At 63.2% G+C, this 24,288-nt stretch carries 20 protein-coding genes; 8 read left to right on the top strand and 12 right to left on the bottom strand.

Annotated features, from left to right (window positions below):
* Window positions 1-18: 18 nt before the first annotated feature.
* Both IAU67_RS07695 and metX read left to right on the top strand, forming a co-directional pair.
* Window positions 19-1,344 carry an O-acetylhomoserine/O-acetylserine sulfhydrylase gene (locus IAU67_RS07695; protein ID WP_151842090.1) on the top strand — a complete coding sequence of 442 codons (1,326 nt, stop codon included), beginning with the start codon at window positions 19-21 and terminating at the stop codon, window positions 1,342-1,344.
* Window positions 1,345-1,365: 21 nt separating this feature from the next.
* Window positions 1,366-2,532, top strand: a complete 1,167-nt coding sequence (metX, locus tag IAU67_RS07700; protein WP_151842091.1) for a homoserine O-acetyltransferase MetX — start codon at window positions 1,366-1,368, stop codon at window positions 2,530-2,532.
* A 32-nt stretch (window positions 2,533-2,564) separates the two neighbouring features.
* On the opposite strand, the gene IAU67_RS07705 is transcribed toward metX, so the two are convergent.
* From IAU67_RS07705 to IAU67_RS07715, 3 genes are read right to left on the bottom strand one after another with little or no spacing between them, the layout of a single operon-like run.
* The gene (locus tag IAU67_RS07705; protein ID WP_225723483.1) at window positions 2,565-2,930 is read right to left on the bottom strand and encodes a DUF3017 domain-containing protein; all 366 of its coding nucleotides are present in this window, start codon (window positions 2,928-2,930) and stop codon (window positions 2,565-2,567) included.
* A gap of 22 nt (window positions 2,931-2,952) precedes the next feature.
* Window positions 2,953-3,807, bottom strand: a complete 855-nt coding sequence (locus tag IAU67_RS07710) for a bifunctional methylenetetrahydrofolate dehydrogenase/methenyltetrahydrofolate cyclohydrolase (protein WP_151842092.1) — start codon at window positions 3,805-3,807, stop codon at window positions 2,953-2,955.
* A gap of 27 nt (window positions 3,808-3,834) precedes the next feature.
* Window positions 3,835-4,320, bottom strand: a complete 486-nt coding sequence (locus IAU67_RS07715) for a tRNA (cytidine(34)-2'-O)-methyltransferase (RefSeq protein WP_151842093.1) — start codon at window positions 4,318-4,320, stop codon at window positions 3,835-3,837.
* Between the two features lie 108 nt (window positions 4,321-4,428).
* Here IAU67_RS07715 and IAU67_RS07720 point away from each other — a divergent pair, with 108 nt between their 5' ends.
* Entirely contained in the window at window positions 4,429-5,535 is a 1,107-nt protein-coding gene (locus IAU67_RS07720; RefSeq protein WP_187767885.1) for a DUF4272 domain-containing protein, read from the top strand.
* Between the two features lie 6 nt (window positions 5,536-5,541).
* Here IAU67_RS07720 and IAU67_RS07725 read toward each other — a convergent pair whose 3' ends face one another.
* Window positions 5,542-6,765 carry a CE1 family esterase gene (locus IAU67_RS07725; protein WP_151842095.1) on the bottom strand — a complete coding sequence of 408 codons (1,224 nt, stop codon included), beginning with the start codon at window positions 6,763-6,765 and terminating at the stop codon, window positions 5,542-5,544.
* A 129-nt stretch (window positions 6,766-6,894) separates the two neighbouring features.
* Window positions 6,895-10,215 carry an error-prone DNA polymerase gene (locus IAU67_RS07730; protein WP_151842096.1) on the bottom strand — a complete coding sequence of 1,107 codons (3,321 nt, stop codon included), beginning with the start codon at window positions 10,213-10,215 and terminating at the stop codon, window positions 6,895-6,897.
* Between the two features lie 195 nt (window positions 10,216-10,410).
* On the opposite strand from IAU67_RS07730, the gene IAU67_RS07735 reads away from it, so the two are divergent.
* The 4 genes from IAU67_RS07735 (at window position 10,411) to IAU67_RS07750 (ending at window position 14,580) form a co-directional block, all read left to right on the top strand.
* Complete coding sequence (locus IAU67_RS07735; protein WP_151842097.1) at window positions 10,411-11,277, top strand: MetQ/NlpA family ABC transporter substrate-binding protein; 867 nt, start codon at window positions 10,411-10,413, stop codon at window positions 11,275-11,277.
* A 169-nt stretch (window positions 11,278-11,446) separates the two neighbouring features.
* A complete protein-coding gene (locus tag IAU67_RS07740) occupies window positions 11,447-12,514 on the top strand; it encodes a methionine ABC transporter ATP-binding protein (RefSeq protein WP_151842098.1) in 1,068 nt (355 codons plus the stop codon).
* A complete protein-coding gene (locus IAU67_RS07745; protein ID WP_151842099.1) occupies window positions 12,511-13,191 on the top strand; it encodes a methionine ABC transporter permease in 681 nt (226 codons plus the stop codon). The genes IAU67_RS07740 and IAU67_RS07745 overlap by 4 nt, the downstream gene beginning before the upstream one ends.
* A gap of 279 nt (window positions 13,192-13,470) precedes the next feature.
* Window positions 13,471-14,580 carry a hypothetical protein gene (locus IAU67_RS07750; RefSeq protein WP_151842100.1) on the top strand — a complete coding sequence of 370 codons (1,110 nt, stop codon included), beginning with the start codon at window positions 13,471-13,473 and terminating at the stop codon, window positions 14,578-14,580.
* 60 nt (window positions 14,581-14,640) lie between these two features.
* Here IAU67_RS07750 and IAU67_RS07755 read toward each other — a convergent pair whose 3' ends face one another.
* Genes IAU67_RS07755 through IAU67_RS07765 form a run of 3 tightly spaced genes read right to left on the bottom strand, consistent with a single transcriptional unit; the run spans window position 14,641 to window position 18,140 of the window.
* On the bottom strand, window positions 14,641-15,693 hold the full coding sequence (locus IAU67_RS07755; protein WP_151842101.1) for a ferredoxin family protein: 1,053 nt from the start codon (window positions 15,691-15,693) through the stop codon (window positions 14,641-14,643).
* A 36-nt stretch (window positions 15,694-15,729) separates the two neighbouring features.
* The gene (locus tag IAU67_RS07760; protein WP_151842102.1) at window positions 15,730-17,409 is read right to left on the bottom strand and encodes a Y-family DNA polymerase; all 1,680 of its coding nucleotides are present in this window, start codon (window positions 17,407-17,409) and stop codon (window positions 15,730-15,732) included.
* Window positions 17,406-18,140: a hypothetical protein gene (locus IAU67_RS07765; protein WP_151842103.1), complete on the bottom strand. Its 735-nt coding sequence runs from the start codon at window positions 18,138-18,140 to the stop codon at window positions 17,406-17,408. The genes IAU67_RS07760 and IAU67_RS07765 overlap by 4 nt, the downstream gene beginning before the upstream one ends.
* Window positions 18,141-18,365: 225 nt before the next feature.
* Between IAU67_RS07765 and IAU67_RS07770 the strand changes: the two genes are divergently transcribed.
* Entirely contained in the window at window positions 18,366-18,767 is a 402-nt protein-coding gene (locus IAU67_RS07770) for a hypothetical protein (RefSeq protein ID WP_151842104.1), read from the top strand.
* 74 nt (window positions 18,768-18,841) lie between these two features.
* Here IAU67_RS07770 and IAU67_RS07775 read toward each other — a convergent pair whose 3' ends face one another.
* The 4 genes from IAU67_RS07775 to guaB all read right to left on the bottom strand — a co-directional run bounded on the left by IAU67_RS07775 (window position 18,842) and on the right by guaB (window position 24,169).
* Complete coding sequence (locus IAU67_RS07775) at window positions 18,842-19,588, bottom strand: hypothetical protein (RefSeq protein WP_151842105.1); 747 nt, start codon at window positions 19,586-19,588, stop codon at window positions 18,842-18,844.
* Window positions 19,589-19,833: 245 nt separating this feature from the next.
* Entirely contained in the window at window positions 19,834-21,414 is a 1,581-nt protein-coding gene (gene guaA / locus IAU67_RS07780) for a glutamine-hydrolyzing GMP synthase (protein ID WP_187767886.1), read from the bottom strand.
* Between the two features lie 46 nt (window positions 21,415-21,460).
* A complete protein-coding gene (locus IAU67_RS07785; RefSeq protein ID WP_151842106.1) occupies window positions 21,461-22,615 on the bottom strand; it encodes a GuaB3 family IMP dehydrogenase-related protein in 1,155 nt (384 codons plus the stop codon).
* Between the two features lie 21 nt (window positions 22,616-22,636).
* Window positions 22,637-24,169, bottom strand: coding sequence for an IMP dehydrogenase (gene guaB / locus IAU67_RS07790; protein ID WP_151842107.1), 1,533 nt, complete (start codon window positions 24,167-24,169; stop codon window positions 22,637-22,639).
* Between the last annotated feature and the right edge of the window lie 119 nt (window positions 24,170-24,288).

The following is a 24,288-nucleotide window of genomic DNA, read 5'->3' on the forward strand; positions in this document are numbered from 1 at the left end:
TGACGTAATCTTAGTCACATGCCTAAGTACAACAATGATGACCTGTCCAACTGGGGCTTTGCCACCCGCCAAATCCACGCCGGCCAGAGCGTAGACGAGACGGGGGCGCGCAACCTCCCCATACACTTCACCTCCAGCTACGTTTTTAACGACGCCCAGCATGCGCAACAACGCTTCGCGCTGGAAGACCCCGGCCCGATATACACTCGGCTAACCAACCCCACCGTGGACGTGGTCGAGCAGCGTATCGCCAACCTCGAAGGTGGCGTATACGCCGTAGCCTTCGCCTCCGGAATGGCTGCCGAAACCGCGGCCATTCTGAACCTGGCCCGCTCCGGCGACCACATCGTGGCCAGCCCCCGCCTGTACGGCGGCACCGAAACGCTGCTGCTGGTAACCCTGCCGAAGCTCGGCATCACCACCACGTTCGTGGACAACCCTGACGACCCCGAGTCCTGGGCCGCCGCAGTACAGCCCAACACCAAAGCCTTCTTCGGAGAGACCTTCGCCAACCCGCAGGCCGACGTGCTGGACATCCCAGCCGTCGCAGAGGTTGCCCACCGCCACAACGTGCCGCTGATCGTGGACAACACCATCGCCACGGCCGTGCTGGCCCGCCCGCTGGAACTGGGCGCGGACATTGTGGTGGCGTCCCTGACCAAGTTCTACACCGGCAACGGCTCCGGCATCGGAGGCATCCTGGTGGACGGCGGCACCTTCGACTGGACCGTCGAGGTAGACGGCGAGCCCGTGTTCCCCGACTTCGTGAACCCGGATCCCGCCTACCACGGCCTGAAATACGCAGACCTGGGCCCCACCGCCTACGGTCTCAAGGCCCGCGCGGGCCTGCTGCGCGATACCGGCGCCCCACTGTCCCCCTTCAACGCCTGGGTTGTGGCGCAAGGCCTGGACACCCTGAGCCTGCGCGTGCGTCAGCACAACGCCAACGCCCGGAAGGTGGCGGAGTACCTCCAGGGCAAGGAGCAGGTGGCCACGGTCAACTACGCTGGTCTGGAAAGCTCCCCCTGGTACAGCGTGAAGGAGAAGCTGGGCCTGGAGTACACCGGGTCCGTCCTGTCCTTCGACCTCAACACCGGCGACAAGGATCCGAAGGCCACCGCCTGGGCGTTCATCGACGCCCTGCAGCTGCACTCCAACCTGGCGAACATCGGTGATGTGCGCTCGCTGGTGGTGCACCCGGCCTCCACCACGCACTCTCAGTCCACGGAGGAGAACCTGGCTAACGCCGGTATCTCCCAGGCCACCGTTCGCCTGTCCGTGGGTATTGAGGACATTGAGGACATCCTCGCCGACCTGGACAAGGGCTTCGCCGCCATTTCATAAGGCCTCTCCTAAGGATCCCCCATGCACTACGATCTTCTCCCCGCCACGGGTGGCTACACGGACATCGCCATCGGAGACCTCGTCACCGAGGCCGGTGTGACCATCCCCGAGGTCAGCCTGCGACTGCACGCGTTCTACACCGCGACCGAGGGCGATGCGGACTACGCCGAGTTTTCGGCAGGACCGCTGCCCGGAACCGATCTGCGCCAGCGGCCCATCATCCTGGTGGAACACGCCCTGACCGGCAACGGCAACGTGGTGGACTGGTGGGAAGACATGGTGGGAGAAGGCAAGCCCATCGACACAAACCGCTACCTGGTGCTCTGCGCCAACGTCCTGGGCGGCTGCGACGGCTCCACAGGGCCCAGCAGCCCACACCCCGACGGCAAGGCGTGGGGTTCACGCTTCCCCGGCCTGTCCATCCGCGACATGGTCACCGCGGAGAAGAAGATGCTAGACGTTCTGGGCATCACCCAGGTCCACGCCATCATCGGCGCCTCCATGGGTGGGGCGCGCACCCTGGAGTGGACGCTGATGTACCCGGACACGGTGCTGGCGGCGCTGCCGATCGCGGTCTCCGCCCGCGCCTCGGCCTGGCAGATCGGAATCCAATCCACCCAGATCCGCTTCATCGAAGCGGACCCGCACTGGCAAGGTGGAGACTACTACGGCACCGGGCTCACCCCCTCCGAAGGCATGGGCCAGGCCCGTCGCATCGCGCACCTCACCTACCGCGGTGAGCTGGAAATCGACGAGCGCTTCGGTACCGACCCACAGGTGGGCGAAAATCCCCTGGGCCCCTACCGCAGCCCCGACCAGCGCTTTGCCGTGGAGAGCTACCTGGACCTGCACGCCGAGCGTTTGAAGAAGCGCTTCGACCCCGGCACCTATGCAGTACTGACGGATGCTCTGAACCGCCACGACGTGGGGCGCGGACGCAACGGCATGAACGCCGCGTTGGGATCCAGCCAGGTGCCGACTATGGTGGTGGGCGTGGACACGGACATCCTGTACCCACTGCACCAGCAGGAACACCTCTCCCGTAATCTGGGCGACTTCATTGGGCTGTCCAAGATCACCTCCCCCACCGGCCACGATGGCTTCCTGATCGAAAGCCGCCAGATGGGGCAGATTCTGGTGAAGTTCCTGGGGAAAGTGGAGCAGCTGAGCGCCAAGCCTGTGGAGTAGTGCTGGGCTGGTAGGGCTGGGCCTGTGCTGGGTTAAATCAGCGGGTCCACGCTCAAGGCCAAGAAGCCGATCATCACTCCCAGGCTGAGCGTGAAGCAGCAATCAAACTTCCGCGAGCGCACAGCCAACACCCCCATGATGCGGGAATCCACCACCCAGCGGATCAGCCCGAGGTACACCAACGCCAGGCTCAGCAGCATCGAGCCGCGTCGCCAGTGATCCAGCAGCAACAGCACTGCCACCCCCACCAGGGCCGCCACAAAGAGAAACACCAACGCCCGCTGGAGGCCGCTGCCCAACTTAGATGCGGGAACCGCCCGATCATGGGGGTTCTCCAACAGTTGGGCACGGGCACTACCAATATGCGGATGCTCCGGCTGCTCCTTGTGCGATGACACCTCGAACTCTTTCCCTCGCGCGTTACTGCGTAGCGCGCTCGGCACGCTCCACTACGTTAGACACCAAGAACGCACGGGTCAGCGGGCCCACTCCGCCAGGGTTCGGGGAAATAAACCCGGCCACATCCCAGCACTCCGGGGCCACGTCGCCAGCCAGCTTGCCGTCCTCGCCGCGGGACACTCCCACGTCCAAGATGGCCGCCCCTGGCTTAATCATGTCCGCCGTCAGCATGTGTGGTACGCCAGCAGCTGCGACGATCACGTCGGCGTTGCGGGTCTCCGCCGCCAGATCCTGGGTGCCCGTGTGACACAGCGTGGTGGTGGCGTTCTCGCTGCGGCGAGTAAGCATCAGCCCGATGGGGCGTCCCACAGTCACGCCGCGGCCGATGACGACCACCTTGGCGCCGTCCAGCGGGATGTCATAGCGACGCAGCAGGCTGATCGCACCGTTGGGCGTGCACGGCAGGGGTGCCGGCTCGTTCAACACCAGCTTGCCCAGGTTCACGGGGTGCAGGCCATCGGCATCCTTGGCAGGGTCGATGCGCTCCAGCACGGCGTTCTCATCCAGGTGCTTCGGCAGGGGAAGCTGCACAATGTAGCCCGTGACCTCGGGGTCCGCGTTCAGCTCGTCGATCACCGCGTGAAGATCCTCCTGGGAGATGTCCGCCGGCAGATCCTTGCGGATGGACTTCACGCCGATCTGCTCGCAGTCCTTGTGCTTCATGCGCACGTAGGAGTGGCTGGCGGGGTCATCGCCGACCAGCACCGTGGCCAAGCCAGGGGTAATGCCTTTGTCCTTGAGCGCAGCGACGCGCTGTTCGAGATCCGCGAAAATCTCATCGCGGAACATCTTTCCATCAAGTTTGGTTGCAGCCATGACCACAATTATTCCACGAGCCGGGCGTTAACTCCCGCCGGGGTACCCCAGCTGACGCCACGCCTCATAAGCCGCGATGGACGCACAATTGGCCAGATTCATGCTGCGCCGGGCTGGAAGCATGGGAATCCTCACCTGCTGAGTGATCCGTGGATCCGCCAAGGCCTCCTGGGATAACCCATCCGATTCGCAGCCAAACAGCAGCACATCCCCCGCCTGAAACTCCACATCCGTAAACGGCGTAGTGGCATGCGAACTAAAGGCAAACACCCGGGCTCCGCCCTGGTCAGCCAGCTGAGTCAGCACCTCATCCAGGCTGTCGTGCTCCTCAACAACAGCCAGGTCGTGGTAGTCCAGTCCGGCGCGTTTCAAGTTCTTGTCCTGAAAGTCGAATAGGTACGGGCGCGCCAGATGCAGCACCGCGCCGGTACATGCGGCCAAGCGGATGGCGTTGCCGGTGTTCTGGGGGATCTGCGGCTGGTCAAAAACAATGTGAAATGGCGGTGTGGTCACGCACCCACTCTAACCCCTTGCCCCTACACCCCGCGCTCTACACCTTTCTTCACAGCCGTTCACCAAACCCCTTATGCCCCGGCGGCGCATCCACTAGCATCAACAACCATGAGCACTTTTCTGAACGCCTACTCCACCGTCACCCGCACCGTGGGCGGGTTCCCGCTGGAGCCCAGCAGCTTCCGCGCCGTCACTGCCTCGGCAGCGGACCCGGACACCCGCGAGGAAGTCGAACACCTCTACCAGTTTGAGAACTTCATCCTGCGCCAAGGCTTTGAACGAGCAGGAACGATGACCGCCACGCTGCTGGCCACCCGTAATCACATTCGAAACACTCATTGCCACTACGTCTTTGAGGTGCCCGACTCATTCACCGTGGAAGATTTGGAAGTCTTTCGGGAGTGGGCTGAGGCGTCGAACTCCGTGTTCGTCATGCCCGATTTCTCCGTGCGCGACCCCCGCGGCGTTGACCTGCTGGACCCCCAGGTGGCGTACGGGTCGAACGCGGTGACCGCGCCCCGCCCAGGCAGCGCGATGGTGAGGATGCGCACCATCCGTGGAGACCTGTGGAACATAGGCATCAAGATTCCGCAGAACCTGCCGGCCGTGTGGAGCGAAGATGAGCTGCTGCTGCGCGACGCCGAAAGCGTGTTTAACCGCGCCGTCACCCTGTCCGTGCTGGGCTCCATCGCCAAGCACGTCTCCGAGGGCAAGAGCGTACCCTTCGAGACCATCGAGGCTGGCTCGAAGCGGACGTTCACGCATCTCACGGACCAGGAACGCAGTTTCGTCGACGCCGTCCGCCGCGCCCAACCCGCCGATGCAGGCGAAGTCGAGCAGCCCGTGACGTATGGACCCAAACTGATCGACGCCGCCCAGCCATGCCAGGACTTCGCCTTTGCAGCGGCGGAAACGCTGGGCTGGGTTGTGGGATTGACGCTGCAAGCCCCCCGCGAGATCAACACGCCGAACATCCCCGCCATGCGCAAGGCACTGCGCAGCGTGGATCGAGAGGGCAAGGATGCCTCTCAGCTGCCGATGCAACAGCTGGACCTGGTGGCCGACAACCTGGAGTACTCCACGTGCATGCGCTGGTGGGATGTGGAGCACCCACAAACCCCATCCCTGTCCAGCTTTATCAGCGCGCGCCTGCACGCGTTGACGTGGCTGAGCAGCCCCCACACCCCGTGGGATGACATTGAACTGGACGTGTAGGCTGTCTTAGCCCTGCGCCTTCTGCAGACCATGGCGAGTGAAAAACGCGATGATCTCGCTGGTGGCGGTCACCGCCGTGGTGTCCTGCGGGGCATCCCCCAGGGCCGAGGCGCCGCTCAATTGTTGGATTTCCCCAGGCCAGACGTGGCCGGCGTCGGTAATAGCAAGATGAACGATCTCGTTGCCCTCGGCGCAGTTCGTCCACTGCGTGCGCAACACACGGGGCGTTGCCGCGGTGGTGGTGGGCGCGGCCTCGCAACCTGAGCGCTGTGCATACAACGCCGTGGCCTTCGGCGCGGCCAGGTAGTCCGTGCGGTAGCGGTGCCCACCCTCGTACTTGATGCGGTCGTCCTGGCGGCCGTGAATCTCCAGGAACGGGATGGACGTGTTCCGGGGGAACTGAGTGTCCTGGGGGTTCGCACCGCCAGAGTTGCCATCCTGCTGGCCGGCACAGCCGGACCAGGTGTCCGTGTAGTAGGCGCCCGCCACGGACGCCACCGCGGCAAACATGTCCGGCATGTCGCACGCCATCTCGTACACGAAGCCGCCACCGTTGGACATGCCGGCGGCGAATATGCGGTTATTGTCCACCTGATACGTGGACGCGATCTGGTCGATGATGTCCCGAGTAAACCACTGGTCCTGCTCCTTCGTGCTTTTCGCGTAGGGAGCACCCGCCCAGGACTTCTTGACGCCCAGCGGGTAGACCACGATCCCACCGGCTCGCTCCATCCCGGAGTAGCGGGAAATGTCCTGCGGGGATTCGTTGTAGCCGTGGTAAGTGAGGATCAGGGGAAGCGGATCGGCTATGTCCGCGCCGGTGCGCTGCGCGTTCTCGGGAACGTAAACGAGGTAACGCCGGTCCAGTCCCGCGGAGTTGATCCGCACCTCAGAGATGCGCCCCGGTTCCGGTAGGTTCTCCAGCGGTCGGGGATTATCCACCAGGCGCAGCTGCACGGGAATATCCTGCGCCGACGGTCCGCTTTCCTTCACACCCACGGCCTGCTGCAGCGGCGGGAGCATGCCGGGCTCTTGGATGCTGATGTGGTGATCCCAGTCCGCCTGGTTCCAGCCCGTGTACTTTTGGACGGCGGCACCCACCCCTGCCGATAGCGCGACTGCCGCAACGGCGCCGATCACACCGGCGATGGCATGGCAACGCCGACGCTTCACGTCGTCACGGGGAACGTCGCCACGGGGAACGCCGTCGCGGGATGGGGGAAAATGCACCCCTCTGATTGTTCTGGGAGCCGCTCCGATAGTCAACCCTCCTTCGTCGTTCCGTATCGGTATTGTGACGATATTGTGACCAGCCGGCCTGGTGCAGCCTGGTGAGTGTGACCAGTCGGTATAGCGCCTTTAGCGGAAGTTCCGGGCATCCCCCACCGCCTGATACATCTGCTGCTGCAACGGCACCGGTTCAATGAGGTCCGCAGTCACGGACGCCACACCGTTGGCATTGTGCACAATGCCGCGGATCACCACGATCTTTGTGCTGAGCGCCAGAGTACGCTGCCGCGCCCACAACCCTGGGCTGATCATCACGTTCGCTAGCCCCGTCTCATCCTCCAAGCCGAAAAACACCACTCCACCTGCGGTCATGGGGCGTTGCCTGTGCGTGACTACCCCCGCCACCCGAATGCGGCTGCCGTCCGGCGCGTCCAGCAGCTGATTGGCGGGCAGCACGCGCACGCCCCCGCGCCGTTCGGCCCACTGATCCAGCACCTCCCGAAGCAGCTCCACAGGATGACCCTGCGGGGTAACGCCGGTGGTCGCGAGGTCAGCCGCGGTCAGCTCGAAAGCACTCATCCCCGGCAGCGATGGGCTGTTGATGTGCGAGGTCCCCGCCAGCATCCCCGGCCGTTCCGTCGCCGCCACCCCGGCCGCCCACATCGCCTGCCGTCGCGTGAGCCCCAGGGACTCCAGCGCTCCCGCGCGCGCCAGCTGCTCCACGTGATCCACCCGCAGATCCGCCTCCCGCGACAGATCCGATACCGCCCGGAACGTACCCACCCTGGATCGCGACTGCACGATGCGCTCGGCAACGTCCGCGCCGATCCCTTTCACCGACGCCAGCCCCAAACGTATGGCACCTATCCCTGAACGATCAGCCTCTGCCACGACGGTATCTGCCTCGACCCCTGAAAAGTTCACGTCCACGGGCAAGACCTGCACGCCGTGACGCCGGGCGTCGGCTAGTAAGGATTGCGGCGAATAAAAGCCCATGGGTTGAGCGCGCAGCAACGCCACGCAAAACTCGGCGGGATAGTGGTATTTAAACCACGCCGAGTAGTAGACCAGCACCGCAAAGGACTGGGCGTGGGACTCCGGGAAGCCATAGCTGGCGAAGGCCACGATCTTGTCCCACAGGCGATCGGCGACCTCGCCCACGATGCCGTTTTCTTCCTTTAATCCCTGGTAGAAGCGTTCTTTCAGGCGCGCCATCTTCTGCGGGGAGCGCTTCGACCCCATCGCCCGGCGCAGCGTGTCAGCCTCCGCGGCGCTGAAGCCGGCGGCATCCACCACCACCTGCATCAACTGTTCCTGGAACAGGGGAATCCCCAGCGTTTTCGTCAGCGCCGGCTCCAGGCACGGGTGATCGAACGTCACCGGTTCCTGCCCGTTGCGCCGGCGAATGAACGGGTGTACCGAGCCGCCCTGAATGGGGCCGGGGCGGATCAGTGCCACCTGCACCACCAGGTCGTAGAACCTCCGGGGACGCAGACGCGGCAGGGTATTGAGCTGCGCGCGGGACTCCACCTGGAACACGCCCACGGCGTCCCCCTGGGACAGCATCTCGTAGACCTCCGGCTCGGTGGGCTCTAGGCGCCACAACTCCACCGTGCGTCCACGGTGTTCCTGCACTTGGTCGATCGCGTGATGCAATGCCTCCAGCATGCCGAGGCCCAGCAGGTCGAACTTCACCAGGCCCACCGTGGCGCAGTCGTCCTTATCCCACTGGACCACGCTGCGGTTGTCCATCCGGGCCCATTCCGTGGGGACCACATCGGCAATGGGCCGATCGCAGATCACCATGCCGCCCGAGTGGATACCCATGTGGCGCGGCTGGCCTTTCAGCTGGTCCGCGATGTGGCGCACCACGGCCGGGGGTTCCTCCACTCCCCGGCTCCATGCATCCACCTGGCCGGGCGCATAGCCCAACGCCCGGGCTGCGTCCCTTAACGCGCCCTTGGAGCGATAGGTGATCACATTGGCTACCTGTGCGGCATTATCCCGCCCATAGCGGGAGTACACGTACTGGATCACCTCCTCCCGGCGACCCGATTCAATATCCACATCGATATCAGGTGGGCCGTCACGTTCCGGGGACAAGAAGCGCTCAAACAACAAGCCCCCGGCCACCGCATCCACTGTGGTGATGCCCAGTGCGAAGCACACCGCCGAGTTCGCCGCCGACCCGCGCCCCTGGCACAGAATATTGCTGCGGTGGCAGAAGTCCACGATGTCATGAACGATCAGGAAATAGCCGGGGAAGCCGAGCTGTTCAATCACCGCCAGCTCCTTATCTATCACGGCCCATGCCTTGGTCTGCGCGGCCGTGGCCCTGGTACGCGCCCCGCTGTGAGGCCTGGGGCCGTAGCGCACGACACCCGTGGTCTCCACCAGATGCCGCAGCCACGTCATCTCCGTATAGCCCTCCGGCACTGGGAAGTGGGGAAGGTTCGGCGCGATGAGGTTCAAAGTAAACGCACATTCCCGCGCGACCTGGGCACTGGTCTCCACGGCCTCCGCCAACCACGTGCAGTCCCCTGCCAGCTGGAGCATCTCCTGGCCGCTGCGCAGCCAGCGACCGCCGGTCGGGGCGGTCACCGGCAATGCTGTTGCCACGTCCATCGTGCGGTGGAGGGCGGCTTTTGCTCCCGCAAGCCGGGCGTCGGAGGGATCGGCGCACGTGGCACACGCACTGACGATTTCCCGCAACCCCCAGCGCGTGGCCACCCCGTGTAGAGCCTCATTGCGGTCCCAGTCCGCGGGATTCATGGTGTGCTGCAGTTCCACCAGGCAGTTCTCCGCCCCGAAATCCTCCACCAGCTCCGCGGCATAGGGCAGCCAGCGCCAATCGATCAGGACATACCACTGCCCCGCCGCAGCAGCCGCCATGTCCTTGCGGGGTGGATAGCGGTGCACATCTTTATCGCGATCGGCCATCGCCGCATCCGTGATCACGTGACTCAAGCGACGGTACCCCTCCTGGCCCTTGCACAGCACGGTCACGGTGCCCTCATCTGTGGCGGGGCCGGCTGTATCTGGGCAGTCCTGCCACTGCACACTGAGCTCCGCTCCGAAGACGGTATCCACGCCTGCCTCCGCGGCGGCCAGCGCACAGCGGGACGCACCATAGAGGCCATCCCTATCCAGGCAGGCTATGGCCGTCAATCCCAGCTTCTGGGCTGTGGCGACCATCTGCTCGGGGTCGCTGGCGCCGCGCAGGAAGTTATACGAACTACACGCGTGTAATTCAGCAAAATCGACTATATGTTCATGGGGATGCTTCGGGGAAGCATCCTGCCCCTGCGTGCCAGTAGGAAAATGGGAAACACGCTGCCCCTCCCCCATTCCGAATGCCGTCAAAGAACCTGCATGTCGGCCAGAAAGAACCTGCTCAAGGCGCGACCAGGACAGCGGCCGAGCATTGGAGAAAGACGGATTCTTTGACATGACGACAGGCTAGCACAGTTAGCTCACATGTTCTATAAATGAAAATCGAACACGGTGAGGGACGATCATGGCAGCACTGCCAGCATCCGATCAGTGCTTCATCACAGCTAGATATAGATAGACCAAGTTGTTCATCTTTAGTTTTGTTGCTAATTTGACTAGCAACAACGTTTTCATTAAGTAGGAGGACACATCATGTCTCTACGTCGCAAGGTATCCGCGGCCGCCGTGGCAGTTGCTACCGCATTTGCCCTGACCGCCTGCGGTGGTTCCGATGACACCCTGAAGATCGGCTCTACCGACATCCAACAAGAACACTGGAAGGTCTTCGAACAAGAACTAGAAAAGGCCGGCATCAAGGCCCAGCTGGTTCCTTTCTCCGACTACAACATCCCCAACCAGGCACTGGTTGACGGAGAAATCGACGTCAACAACTTCCAGCACATGATGTTCCTGGGAACCTACAACAACAAGAACAACCAGGACCTCAAGCCGGTCGGCGCCACCGAAATCATCCCACTGGGCCTGTACTACAAGGACGGAAAGTCCCTGGATGATGTTGCCAAGGCAGGCAAGGTCGTGATCCCGAATGACCCATCCAACCAGGGACGCGCCATCAACCTGCTGGCAGCCAACAAGCTGGTGACCCTGAAGAAGGAGGGGCTGCTCACCCCAACCCCAGCCGACGTGGACGACTCCAAGTCCAAGGTCAAGCTGGTACCTGTGGACGCAGCCCAGACCGCCACCTCCTACCACGACGGCACCCCAGCCGTGGTGAACAACTCCTTCCTGGAGGCCGGCAACATCGACCCCACCAACGCCATCGCCAAGGATGATCCGAAGGACCCATCCGCGCAGCCGTACATCAACGGCTTCGTGACCACCAAGGAGCACCAGAATGACGAAGAGCTGAAGAAGCTCGTCGAGATCTGGCACTCCAAGCCAGTTCAGGACGCCCTGGAGCGTTCCTCCAAGGGAACCTCCGTGGAAGTCACGATGGATGGCGAGGAGCTCAACAAGGTCCTGGAGGACACCCAGGCCAAGCTGAAGGACCAGGGCTAGTTACCGGCGCAGCACGAGCAACATAAGGGTTAGCCTGCACGACAACCGTGCGGCTAACCTTTTTGATTCTTGCCACGCGTAGCGAGCGCGCCCGCGGGACTACACAGTGCGCACCACGCGGTATGCTCCGCACACCAGTATGAACACGAAAGCACCAAAAGAGGCACCCATGGCGGACACCATGAATGACACCACACAGGGCACGACGAAGGGCACCACCATCGAGTTCCGTGATGTCAACAAAATCTTCACGCAGGGCAAGAAGAAAGTTCACGCCCTCAAAGACGTCAATATCACCATCCCCGGCGGCTCCATCGTCGGCATCATCGGCTACTCCGGGGCAGGTAAATCCACCCTGGTGCGCCAGATCAACGGCCTAGACCGCCCCACCAGCGGCCAGATCCTCCTGGATGGGCAGGACATCGTCTCCCTGCCTGAATCCAAGATGCGTGCTCTGCGCAGCGACATCGGCATGATCTTCCAGCAGTTCAACCTGTTCAGCTCCCGCAATGTCGCCAAGAACATCGCCTACCCCCTGAAGCTGCAGGGCATGGACAAGGCCGAGCGTAACGCTCGCGTGGAGGAGCTCCTGCACTTCGTGGGCCTGGAGGACAAGGGCAAGTCCTACCCCGAGCAGCTCTCCGGCGGACAGAAGCAGCGCGTGGGTATCGCGCGCGCCCTGGCGACGAACCCCAGCCTTCTTCTTGCGGACGAGGCAACCTCCGCCCTGGACCCGTCCACCACGAAGGACGTCCTGGAGCTGCTGCGCCGCGTGAACCAGGAATTGGGCATCACCATCGTGGTCATCACCCACGAGATGGAGGTGGTCCGCTCTATCGCCGACTACGTTGTGGTGATGGAAAACGGCGAGGTGGTGGAGCAGGGATCCGTCTACGACGTGTTCTCCAACCCCACCACCCCGGTGGCCGCCAGCTTCGTGGCCACGTCCCTGCGCAACACCCCGGACCAGGTGGAAGCCAAGGAGCTGAACTCCGGCACGGGCCGCCTGTTCACCATCACGATGGCCGAGGGCATCGGCTTTTTCGATTCGGTGGCCGAGCTCTCCTCTGCCGGCGTGGACGTCAACATCGTCCACGGTGGCGTGACCACGTTGCAAAACCACTCCTTTGGCCGCCTCACCCTGCGCCTGACTGCCCACACCCAGGAGGGCGAGCAGGCCATTGAGACTTTCTATTCCACGATGAACACCAACACCGAGATTGAGGAGATCCGATGACCACCACGTACTCCGCACAAATGGATTGGGATCGCCTCGGTGACACGTTCCTGACGGCGTTCCAGCAGACCATGCTGATGGTCTGCGTGGGCTTGCTTGCCGCGGGCTTTGTGGGACTGATCCTGGGCATTATTTTGTACACCACGCGCGAGGGCGGCATTCTTGCGAATAAGCCTGTGTACTGGATCATTAACGTGATCGTGAACTTTGTGCGCCCGATCCCTACGATCATTTTGATGACGGCGATTGGCCCGTTGACGGAGCTGATTGTGGACACGCGTATCGGCACGAAGGCCGCGATTGTGGGCATTGTGATTGCCGCGACGTTCGGCGCTGCCCGCATTGTGGAGCAGAACTTGGTGACGATTGATCCTGGTGTGATCGAGGCCGCCAAGGCGATGGGTGCCTCCCCGTTCCGCATCATTTGGTCCGTGATTATCCCGGAGGCTCTGGGGCCGCTGATTCTGGGATTCACGTTCATGTTCATTGCGATTGTGGATATGTCCGCGATGGCCGGTTACATCGGCGGTGGCGGTCTGGGTGACTTCGCCATCGTCTACGGTTACCGCGCCTTTAACGACCAGGTCACGTGGTTCGCCGTTGCGGTGATCATCGTGATCGTCCAGGTGGCTCAGCTGTTCGGTAACTGGCTGGCGAAGAAGGTCATGCGCCGCTAGTCGCTGCTGATCGCCACCGATCGCCGTTGTGGATCCGCGTTGTCCTTGTGAGGGCACGCGGATCTTTATTTTTATTGACGACGCCCACGGTTCCCCTCCTTCCCGGCGCGATCTGGAGACAGCCGGTTCGTTACGGAGGCAAAGTGCCTAGTAGACTGTGGCGTATTCATGAAAACCTTGTGCCGAGGCGTGTCCATAAGGCTGCATAGGGCTTGTGCATAAGGTTCGTGCCCGTGACCATGGGCCGACAGCGTGAAGGAAAAGCAACAAAGGATACTAATGCTGGGTTTTGGTAAAGACAGCAAGAATCAGGCGCGTGCTGAACAGGACCGTGCCGGTCAAGCTGAAGAGGCTCCTACGCAACAGAAGGTCGCGGAGCTGTTATTAACCGCGGCCATTACCACTGGACTGCGGATCACCCCGGTGTCCAGCTGTGCCTTTGAGATTTCTGGTTTTGAGTGTCCTGACGTGATGCTCCATGCCGCTGTGGAGACCAATCCTTTGCGTGTGCGTGCGACCACTCACTGGTTGGGCACCATTTCCGGCGAGGAGGATCTTGAGGTCAACCTTGCGGTCAATGAGTGGAATGCGAATTTCTCGTGGCCGCGTTTGCAGGTGGCGAAGGATGCTCGAGGCAACCACCGCGTGAGCGCGGATACTCTGCTGTTGGGTTCTGCCGGCTGGACGGTTGCACAGCTCAGTGATTGGATTTTGCACGCTGCGGGCGGTGCCGTGGGTGTTGCTCGCTATGCAGAGTCTGTGTGGCCTGGTGCCGAGGTGGATCGTACCGCTGAGGTTGTGGCCGAGGTGCGCGCGGGGCTTCCGGGCAATCCGAACGAGTTCATTGATGGCACGGCGCTGGTGGATCCGGCGGCGGTGCGCTCGTTGGAGTCCGTCAGTGCGCAGCTGGAGCCGCTGGCGACGCACGGCAATGCCTTCCACCTTCTGCCCCAGTCTGATGATCTTGAGCCGGTGAATCCTGAGCGTTTGGCGCAAACATTCGTGGGCGGTGATGACTGGCGTGAGACGTTGGTGGATTCCGGCGAGGGAGTGCGGCATGCATCCTTCGACTGGAAGGGTGACCGCGTGGATATGACCGTTCACAATACGGTGCTGACGGTAGAGACCGGCGTGGTGTTGGGTGAAACCCCCGAGGACTTGTTGGAGGCCATGCTGGCTCGCATTACGGAGTTGAACTTCTCAGAGGACGGCACCACCGTCTCCCTGGTGAACATTGGGGATCAGGAGCCACAGTGGCTGCTTCGCTCGCTGTTCCATGTGGCTGCGAAGACCGGTATGACGCTGGGCCAGTTGGAGCGTTATGGACTGGGCGGCGCGGTGTTGACGCGCCGGAGTGTGGCGGCGTTCCGTGAGGAGTTTTCGCTCTAGGACCCGTGCGGTTCTAGTCCTCTCGGCGCAGCCGGGTCCAATCGGCGCAGCCAGGTCCAATCAGGGCAGCGGAGTCACGCTGACGGGAACCCATACGGTGGAGTTTTTGGAGGGGTCGCCACAGGAGCTGATGACGGGGCCCACGACCTGCTGTTCGAGGTGCACCGTCCACCGCGTCGGCGTAGCACTGTCCGCACCCAGCTCTGCTGTGTCGGTATCCAGCTCCACAGTACGGGTGGTGCGTTCCTTTTCTTTGGGCCCTTTTCCTGCCAGGTGTGCTGGGGTGGTGTCACCTGGGCGGTAGACGTTCAGGAGGTCGGCATCCACCGTGTGGTCGTCGGTCAACTCGGTGAGGACTGCGAGTTCGGCCACTTGGCTGGCGGGATCCAGGGTTCCCTTCCCGCGGTTGCCGGTGAGAGCGATGCGGTTGGTGGCTGCGGCGTCCAGGACGGCGGCGGCTTGGTCTGTGGTGAGGTGCCCGTAGGAGTAGTTGCTGGGCAGCAGGATCATGGACGGGGCGAAGCGGTGGCCTTTTGTGTGGGAGGATTCCCACACGTTGGAGTAGCGTTGCGCGAGCTCCAGGGCGACGGGCCGCCCGAAGACGGCGCAGCAGCGGTCTCGTTTTCCATGGGTGCATACCAGCAGCAGGGAGCCATCTTCGCGTTCGGCTCCTGGTGTGTTCCCAGGCTGGCTGAGGTCAACGCTGAGAAGGTCGGCAGGCTCGGTGATCTCGAGGCGCTCAAGCACTGGGGTGCTGTCCGTAGTGCCGGTGCACCATGCGATGTAGAGGCTGCGGGTGCTTCTTTCTTGGCGCTCTTGACCGGCTTTGCCCGGCTTGCGAATGAACTGTAGTTGGGCCCCATGCTCGGCGAGGTAGGCCTTCACCTGGGCTGTGAGCTCTTCGCCGAGCGCTTCCCCGTCGAGGATGTCCCGTCCCCATCCCCCGAAGTGTTCCAGTGCGAGGACAACACGGCCGGGTTTGGCCGTGCCCGGCAGAGGCTCATTCGATCCTGACGAGCACAGTGTGGCTGCGTCAAGATTCTCGCTCACGTCTGTGCGCGCACCGGGTGGGGTGACGCACTGTCCTGCGCGGGGGTTTCTCTGTGTGGGCATGTGTTTAGGCTATCACTGCGGTGGTGGCCCGCTTTTTCAGTATGTTGCTTCTATCCTCCACTGTGTTCCTTTGCTGACAAGTAGGTATGCGCTGGTGGTACCGTCGGCATCTTCGGCGCTGACTTGCAGGCGCGCGTAGCGTTTTCCTTCGGCCCACCACTGTTCATCGACGGGCCACGGCCCTGCCCACCCTGTGATGGTGTAGCGGCGAGCACCCCACTGGAGGGTGGACGGGCGGGCACTCAGCATGCCCCGTCCCGTCACGTACAGCGCGGTGCCGTCACTGTCTACAACCTGCACACGCGCAGCGGGGTGTACGGCAGGGGCGTTGCTGTCCGCGGGCGCCGCCGCAGGCGTTCCGATCAGCGCCGGCAGAGGCGAGATCAGCTGCCCTTCCCACGCACGGGTGGGCAGGGCTGTGATTGCCTCGGGATCCTCCTCCCCGTAGGGCACCGTCACGATGCGGCCGGCCACAGCCCGCCCGCCCTGGTGAATGGGGCGCTGCACGGCATTCATCCCGATCAGCGCTTGGGCTCGGCCCGCGGCGGCGCGAGCTGCCCGGATGCCTTCGTCGGGGCCGCCCCACAGGGGCATATCGATGGTTCCGGCGGGGACAGTGTCCAACGGGACCAGTTCGAGACATTGGATACCCGCCGGCACGTGTTCGTACTCCTGATCGTGCAGCACTGAGCCGAGGCGGGTGATCCATCCATCGAGTTGCCAGCGCACGCGCTGAGCTGTGTCCTGCTCTGTCAGGGGTTCCCGGCATCGCCAGATGCGTTCGATGACCGTTGGCCCCTCGTATCCTGCGGGCGCGGTGAGATAGGCGCGCACCGCGAGCCTGAGGCATGCGTCACCGGCAGCGCTCAGTTCCGCATGAAGCTGCGATGCCACGTGGCGTGCCACGAAGGCTGCGGTCTCTGTGCTGGCGATGGGATGCTCTGCCTCATGGCGCACCTCCACGTGCTCTTCGCGGGCTCGTGGCGCGATGGTGCGGCTGTCCTCGTTGCAGGCGATGCGGTGCCATGGCACCGCATCGCTGCCAAAGCGTGCTGCTACATCCGCCCGGTCCAACGCGGCAAAGTCCCGCATGGTCTTCATGCCCAGTTGCTGCAGGGTATGCACCAACGCATAGGGGGCGTCCAGCGCCGGTTCCACGCTCATCATCGCCAAGGGAAGGTGCTCGATGAAGTGGCCGACCTGCCCTGGCGGTATGTTCTTCCCCGAGCGTGCCGCCCACACTGCGGACACCACATCGTCCGAGGTTCCGGCGAGACAATCAGCGTTAATCCTCACTGCGGCGTCCAGTAGCTTTTCCACCGCCACGTCTTCCGATCCATAGAAGTTCGCCAAGGACCCCATGGGGAAGGCCAACAGGCCAGGCCGGATGGTCTCCACGCACGCGGACACACTGTCCAGGGCGGCCACAACATCTTCATGGGTGGCCGCCTGCAGCATCGGGTCATCGGGGGCGATGTTCAGCGTGGGGCAGGCGGCCAGCGCATGGCGCTGCTTCATGCCCATGCGCACACCACACCTCCGCGCTGCCGCATTGCACGCCATCACCTTGTGTTCCGCGATCACAGCTGCCGGTTCCAGAACATTCCAGCCCAGGGCTTGCCCCACGGCGTACACCGGCCAGTCCGGAAACCACAGCACCGTCACTCGCCTGTGCACGTGGGCAGGGGCGGCGTTGCTCACAGGTAGCGCGCTCATCGGGCTATCCTCTCCTGCTGCTCTGCCCTCATGCCTTCAGGAGCTGCGAGCTCATCCCCTGCCGGGTCATTCCACCGTGCACCCACGTGAGCGTGAAAGCGCCGCGGTGGCTGTGCCTTACCCCAGGCGCGCCCGGCCACTTCTACAGCCCGCACTCGTCCGCTCCCGCGGCCCAGGCCCACGATTCCGCTCACGTGCATGTCTATGTGCACGCGCGCGCCCGGCCACTGTCCCCCGCAGACCACCAAGGCACATTCGCTCTTGTTCAGCCGCGCCTCGACCGGGCGGGCAAACGTGGGGCTCACTCCCACCTCCCCCAGCGGGGGTTTGTACATGACCATGTCCATCCCCTCAACCAGCGTGGCCAGCACTGCCGCCGCGTGCGGATCCGCATCGGGAACCAGCACCAAGCGCTCGATGTCACCACCTGCCGCTTCCACGGCAGCCACCGCCAGGTTGGGGTGATTCACCACGGCCGCACATCCTCCGTGGGCGGTGAGTGCTGCGAGCATGCTCACCAACGCTGCCGGGCAATTAGACACCTGCGTCACGGCACCACGCGGCAGCCCGCCGAGATCCAGAACATCTTCCATCCACGGCGGCACCGGCGCAGGCGACGATACCTGCAGGTCCGCAGCCCGCGGCCCCTGCCCCGCTGATTCGATGCCCCGGATTTTCTTGCGAAGCATATCCAACGTGTGTTCGTTATTATGATTGAGTGCGACCCCCATTGCTTATCCTCCTTCACTCAACGAAAATCATCCGCAATGATCAGTACTGATCCTGTTGTACAGGCCACGTCCTACACTGACCTCCCCGCATCATCACGAAAGCCCTTGTGGTAGAATTTTTTTAGAACACCCGTTCTATAAAACATAGAATAAACTAGCCCCTGCGCCCCGTCAAGCGGCAAATCAGCCCCGACACACCACCTCCGTCCACTACACTGGTCACCCATGACCCCACCAACACCAACCACTCCACAACCCGTCCGCGTGGGCAGCGCAGCACTCCTCGGCCTCGCCGTCGCCGCCACGGCAGCCCCCGTCGGTGTTGGCTTCAAAATGATCGCACTCACCCTCACCGCCGCCGCGGCACTCCTGCTGATCTTCAACCACCCCTACCGCCGCGACGTCCGCGCCGCCGTGGAGGCCCGCGGCGCCACCTATCGCACGTCAGCAAACCAGGTCATGCCGCTGCTCCCCCTCTGGCTCGCGCTCATGGCCCTGCCCACCGTGCACTTCAGCTCGACGACCGCCGCGTGGGTGACGGCCGGCGTCGTATATCTTCTTGCGGCAGGATACAGCTACCTCGTCGTCCCCCACATTGATGGCACGGCGCACCTGCGTCGTCGATAAAAAGAGGGCGCCGATCCCCTTAGTGCATAGAGATCGACGCCCAGCGCACCCCTCACCGGGTCGCGACAGGAAAACTAGCTGCTACCGAAGGCGGACTTCAGGGAGCCCAACCCGCCAGCGCCACCCGTGTTACCCGAACCCGAAGAGTTGCTGGAGCCGCTCGAACCGCTGCCCAGTGCCGACTTCGCCACCACCACAGGCTGACCATTGTCGAAGACCTTGTAGTTGTTGAAAGCAGCTCCCACACGAGCGCCAGCACCATTCTTGTAGGTGCCCTCCTTTTCTGGAGCCTTCCAGGTGAAGTCCACGATCAGTGGCTTCGATGGGGACACCTTGACGGACTGCTTGATCAGCAGACCCTCCTTCAGGGACACGCGTGCCACCTGACGATCCTTCTCCGTCACAGAGGAGTACTCGCCCTGCTTCAAGACAGCTGGAGCGCTTCCCAGCAGGCCATTCTTGAAAGTCTCCACCTTCGTCAGCGTGAAGCCCGCCGGCATCCAGTCCACCACCTCGTGGACGGCGGTCTCATTGTTGGTCACGCCAACAATTTCCACGCGCACCTTCACCTCCGCGCCAGGAGCGACCGTGGAGGCGCCGTGGATCTGGCTGTACACGTCCGCATTCCAAGCCGGCCCGCCCACGTTACCCAAGCGCACCTTCTGGCCGGTTGGCACCGCCAGGTCGCCACCGCCCAAGGAGCCGATCGCGCCGCCCAGATTACCGAGAGATCCCTGCGCAGAAGCAGCACCTGCGGTGCCGAACGACAAGGCCGCGGCGGTCGCTACAATCGCGGCCCCACGGAACAACTTACGAGCCATGAGTAAGGTCCTTTCTTAAAGGAAAACAACGTCATGAGAGAGCATAACCGTTTCCTTTTCTTAAAGAAATATAAACGCGCGAAAAGGATTACGTTTCCCTACCCCCTACCCCTTGCTGCCTGGGCTCAGCTGCCCCGCGCACAGCGCACGCGGAAAGCCCCCGCGGGACATCCGCGCCTGGCGCGGCGCGGATCCCACGGGGGCTTCTCCTTCAAGGCAGGAGCTCTCACACAACGCGCGTGAGCTTACTCCCACTCGATAGTTCCCGGTGGCTTGGACGTCACATCCAGCACCACGCGGTTGACCCCGTCCACCTCATTGGTGATGCGGGTGGAGATCTTCTCCAAAACCTCGTACGGCACGCGCGTCCAGTCGGCCGTCATCGCGTCCTCGGAGGATACAGGGCGCAGCACAATCGGGTGACCGTAGGTACGGCCGTCACCCTGCACGCCCACGGAGCGGACATCCGCCAGCAGCACCACTGGGCACTGCCAGATGGTGTTGTCCAGGCCGGCGGCGGTCAGCTCGGCACGTGCGATGGCATCCGCCACGCGCAGGATCTCCAGGCGCTCCTCCGTCACCTCACCGATGATGCGGATTCCCAAGCCAGGGCCGGGGAATGGCTGGCGTGCCACGATCTCCTCCGGCAGGCCCAGCTCCCGGCCAACCGCGCGCACTTCGTCTTTAAAGAGCAGGCGCAGCGGCTCCACCAGCTCGAACTCCACATCATCAGGGAGGCCGCCCACATTGTGGTGGCTCTTGATGTTCGCGGTACCCGATCCCCCGCCGGACTCCACCACATCCGGGTACAGGGTACCCTGCACCAGGTAGTCCACCGTGGAGCCTTCCGGAGCGGACTCCAGCACGCCGGCCACAGCGCGCTCAAAGGAGCGGATAAACTCCGCGCCGATCGCCTTGCGCTTGGCCTCTGGGTCCGTCACGCCGGCGAGCTTGTTCAAAAACGCCTCGCGCTCGTCCACCGTCACCAGCTTCGCGCCGGTGGCTGCCACGAAGTCCTTTTCCACCTGCTCGCGCTCGCCCTGGCGGAGCAGACCATGGTCCACGAACACACAGGTCAAGCGGTCCCCAATGGCGCGCTGCACCAGAGCTGCCGCCACGGCGGAATCCACGCCGCCGGACAGTCCACAGATCGCGCGGCCTTCCGGCCCCACCTGCTCACGCACCTGCTCAATCAGCTGCTCGGCAATGTTGCCTGCTGTCCACGTAGGCTCCAGGCCCGCGAAGTCCAGGAGGAAGCGGCGTAGCACTTCTTGGCCGTGAGGGGAATGCAGCACCTCGGGGTGGTATTGCACACCGGCCATGCGCCGGGTCTCGCACTCGAAGGCGGCGACCGGCGCACCCTCGGTGGTGGCGGTGACATCAAAGCCCTCGGGCGCCTCAGAGACGGAATCGCCGTGGCTCATCCACACCTGGTGCGTATCCTCAAAGCCGGTGTGGAGGCTACCGCCGCTGACCTGCATGTCGGTACGGCCGTACTCCCGCAGGCCGGTCTTCGCCACCGTGCCACCCAGGGCGTTGGTCATGGCCTGGAACCCGTAGCAGATACCAAACACGGGAACGCCCAGGTCCAGCAGACCATCCTGCAAGGCTGGGGCTCCATCCTCGTACACCGACGACGGTCCGCCGGACAGAATCAGCGCCGCCGGGTTCTTCGCCGCAACCTCCTCGGCGCTGACGGTGTGCGGAATCACCTCAGAATACAAGTTGCACTCACGCACGCGGCGCGCGATGAGCTGTGCATATTGCGCGCCGAAGTCCACAACAAGGACTGGGCGCGGGGCATTAGTGGAGTGTTCATTCGTCACGATACTTCAGCTTACCTTTTCGCCTAATAGTTCCCCTGGACAGTCCCTAGCGGACGACCAAACCCACTTTCTGGAAGCTCTTCACATCGGTGTATCCGCACTTGGCCATGGATCGACGCACCGCGCCCACCAAGTCCTCATCACCGAACGGGCTGGAGGTCGGTCCGAACAGCAACCGCTCCAGAGACACGGGTTCCTGCACACCCACGGATTCGATCACGCCGCGCGGCGCGCTGGGGTGCGCCGCGGTGGACGGCCAGAACACATTGGGAGTGCCGGCGCAGTCCGCTGCGGCCAGAGGCGCTCCCAGGGACACAGCGTCCGCACCGCAGGCCAATGCCTTGGCAATATCGCCCGAGGTGCTCAGGGCGGAATCAGCGATGACGTGGACGTACCGTCCACCGGTCTCGTCCAGGTAATCCCGGCGCGCATAGGCCGCATCCGCAATAGCCGTGGCCATCGGCACATCAATGCCCAACACGTCGTTGTTGGTGGTCGGTCCCGAACCAACAATCACACCCGCCGCACCGGTGCGCATCAAGTGCAACGCCGTAGTGTAATCCACCACACCACCGGCGATGACAGGAACATCCAAGGAGCCAATAAACTCCTTCAAGTTCAGCGGCTCACCGTCGCGGTGCACGTGCTCAGCGGACACCAGGGTGCCCTGAATCACCAGAAGATCCACACCGGAAGCAATCACGAACGGAGCCAGCTCACGCGCGTTCTGAGGAGATACACGCACACCAAAACGCACGCCCGAATCCCGCACGGTCTGCAGGCGCTCGGCCAGCAGCTCCCTGTTCAACGGCATCGCGTGGTACTTCTGCAGTACCCGGTTGCTGAGGTTCGCGTCATTGACGTACTCATCCTGCAGCGAGGCTTCCGCGATCTCCTGCAGCGAGGCTTCCACGATCTCCTGCAGGGCAGCCTCTAAGTTCTCAGCGCGCCCCCACAGACCCTCGGCATTGATGACCGGCAAACCGCCCATCTTCCCGAACTCGATAGCAAATTGTGGGGAGACCACAGCGTCCGAAGGGTGCGCCATCACGGGGATGTCGAACTGGTAGGCGTCGATTTTCCACGACATATCTACGTCGTGGGAGCTACGCGTACGGCGGGAGGGAACGATATCGACCTGGTTGAGGCCGTACACGCGGCGCGCCGTCCGGCCGCGTCCGATATCTACAAAATCCTGCATGTCACGTCCTAAGGTTTCCGACTAGCGGTTCGGGTTGTAGTTAGGGGCTTCCATAATGCCCTGAACATCATGAGGGTGAGACTCGCGCAGGCCAGCGCCGGTGATCTGCACGAAGCGAGCCTTGTGCATATCGGAAATGGTGGACGCGCCCGTGTAGCCCATGGCAGCGCGCAAACCACCGACGTGCTGGTGCAGCAGCGCATCCACGGTGCCGCGGAAAGGAACCCGGCCCTCGATACCTTCGGGAACCAGCTTCTCCTCGCTCTTCACGTCGGCCTGGAAGTAGCGGTCCTTGGAGTAGGAACGCTTCTCGCCGGTCAGGCCACGGCCCTGCATCGCGCCCATGGAGCCCATGCCGCGGTAACGCTTGTACTGCTTGCCGTTCACGGTCACGGTCTCGCCCGGGGTTTCCTCGGAACCGGCCAGCATGGATCCCAGCATCACGGTGGACGCGCCGGCGGCCAGCGCCTTGGCGATGTCGCCGGAGTACTGCATGCCGCCGTCGGCGATGATCGGCACTCCAGCCTTGTGCGCTGGCACAGCAGCTTCCATGATCGCCGTAATTTGTGGAGCGCCCACACCAGCGACCACGCGAGTGGTGCAGATAGAGCCTGGTCCGATGCCCACCTTGATGGCATCCGCGCCGGCGTCGATCATCGCCTGCGCAGCAGAGCGAGTGGCCAGGTTTCCACCAATCACATCAACCTTGTCCCCAAACTCCTTCTTCACACGGGCAACCATGTTCAGCACGCCGGAGTTGTGCGCGTGAGCCGTGTCCACCACCAGCGCGTCCACGCCGGCATCCACCAGCGACCCGGCGCGCGTCCAGGCATCCTCGCCCGTACCGATACCCGCAGCCACCAGCAGACGACCGGACGCATCCTTCGCCGCATCCGGGTACTTCTCCCGCTTCGCAAAGTCCTTCACGGTAATCAGGCCGGTCAGGGTGCCCTTCGCATCCACGATCGGCAGCTTCTCCACCTTGTTCTCACTCAGCAGACGCAGCGCCGCCTCCGCAGACACGCCCTCCTGCGCCACGATCAGCGGCGTGGTGGTCATGACCTCCTCCACCTTGCGGTTGAAGTCCGCCTCGAACCGCATGTCGCGGTTCGTGATGATACCTACCAACGTGCCGGCCTCGTCCGTCACGGGCAGGCCGGAAATGCGGTACCGGGCGCACAGCTCGTCCACTTCCTGGATGGTCATGTCCGGAGACGCGGTCACGGGGTTGGTCACCATGCCCGCCTCGGAACGCTTCACGATCTCTACTTGCTGGGCCTGTGCCTCGATGGACAGGTTGCGGTGCAGCACACCAATTCCACCCTGACGCGCCATCGCGATCGCCATGCGGGCTTCCGTCACGGTATCCATCGCGGCGGACAGGATGGGGATATTCAGCTCGATGTTGCGAGACAGCTTCGTCTTGGTGTTGACCTCGGACGGGATGGTGTCCGACGCATCGGGAAGAAGAAGGACATCGTCAAAGGTAAGACCTACAAGGGCTACCTTGTGTGGGTCGTCGCCGCCGGTGGACACTGGGGTTGCGTTAGTCATGTAGGGTGACCTTCCTATGCGCGCAATGGCGAAAGTGTGAAAACGGGTGCTCTTCCTAATCACAATAGTCGGTCGGTCAAGTTCGCGATATTCGCCTGTGGTTTTCTGCTGAACCGCTT

The sequence above is a fragment of the Corynebacterium zhongnanshanii genome (genome assembly GCF_014490575.1).
In the GTDB taxonomy this organism is placed as follows: Bacteria; Actinomycetota; Actinomycetes; order Mycobacteriales; family Mycobacteriaceae; genus Corynebacterium; species Corynebacterium zhongnanshanii.

Excerpts from the sequence above, each read along its gene's own strand:
- IAU67_RS07695 (WP_151842090.1), top strand. The coding sequence starts at position 19 with ATGCCTAAGTACAACAATGATGACCTGTCCAACTGGGGCTTTGCCACC.
- metX (WP_151842091.1), top strand. The coding sequence starts at position 1,366 with ATGCACTACGATCTTCTCCCCGCCACGGGTGGCTACACGGACATCGCC.
- IAU67_RS07710 (WP_151842092.1), bottom strand. The coding sequence starts at position 3,807 with ATGGCTGCAACCAAACTTGATGGAAAGATGTTCCGCGATGAGATTTTC.
- IAU67_RS07720 (WP_187767885.1), top strand. The coding sequence starts at position 4,429 with ATGAGCACTTTTCTGAACGCCTACTCCACCGTCACCCGCACCGTGGGC.
- IAU67_RS07730 (WP_151842096.1), bottom strand. The coding sequence starts at position 10,215 with ATGTCAAAGAATCCGTCTTTCTCCAATGCTCGGCCGCTGTCCTGGTCG.
- IAU67_RS07735 (WP_151842097.1), top strand. The coding sequence starts at position 10,411 with ATGTCTCTACGTCGCAAGGTATCCGCGGCCGCCGTGGCAGTTGCTACC.
- IAU67_RS07740 (WP_151842098.1), top strand. The coding sequence starts at position 11,447 with ATGGCGGACACCATGAATGACACCACACAGGGCACGACGAAGGGCACC.
- IAU67_RS07745 (WP_151842099.1), top strand. The coding sequence starts at position 12,511 with ATGACCACCACGTACTCCGCACAAATGGATTGGGATCGCCTCGGTGAC.
- IAU67_RS07750 (WP_151842100.1), top strand. The coding sequence starts at position 13,471 with ATGCTGGGTTTTGGTAAAGACAGCAAGAATCAGGCGCGTGCTGAACAG.
- IAU67_RS07755 (WP_151842101.1), bottom strand. The coding sequence starts at position 15,693 with ATGCCCACACAGAGAAACCCCCGCGCAGGACAGTGCGTCACCCCACCC.
- IAU67_RS07760 (WP_151842102.1), bottom strand. The coding sequence starts at position 17,409 with ATGAGCGCGCTACCTGTGAGCAACGCCGCCCCTGCCCACGTGCACAGG.
- IAU67_RS07765 (WP_151842103.1), bottom strand. The coding sequence starts at position 18,140 with ATGGGGGTCGCACTCAATCATAATAACGAACACACGTTGGATATGCTT.
- IAU67_RS07770 (WP_151842104.1), top strand. The coding sequence starts at position 18,366 with ATGACCCCACCAACACCAACCACTCCACAACCCGTCCGCGTGGGCAGC.
- IAU67_RS07775 (WP_151842105.1), bottom strand. The coding sequence starts at position 19,588 with ATGGCTCGTAAGTTGTTCCGTGGGGCCGCGATTGTAGCGACCGCCGCG.
- IAU67_RS07785 (WP_151842106.1), bottom strand. The coding sequence starts at position 22,615 with ATGCAGGATTTTGTAGATATCGGACGCGGCCGGACGGCGCGCCGCGTG.
- guaB (WP_151842107.1), bottom strand. The coding sequence starts at position 24,169 with ATGACTAACGCAACCCCAGTGTCCACCGGCGGCGACGACCCACACAAG.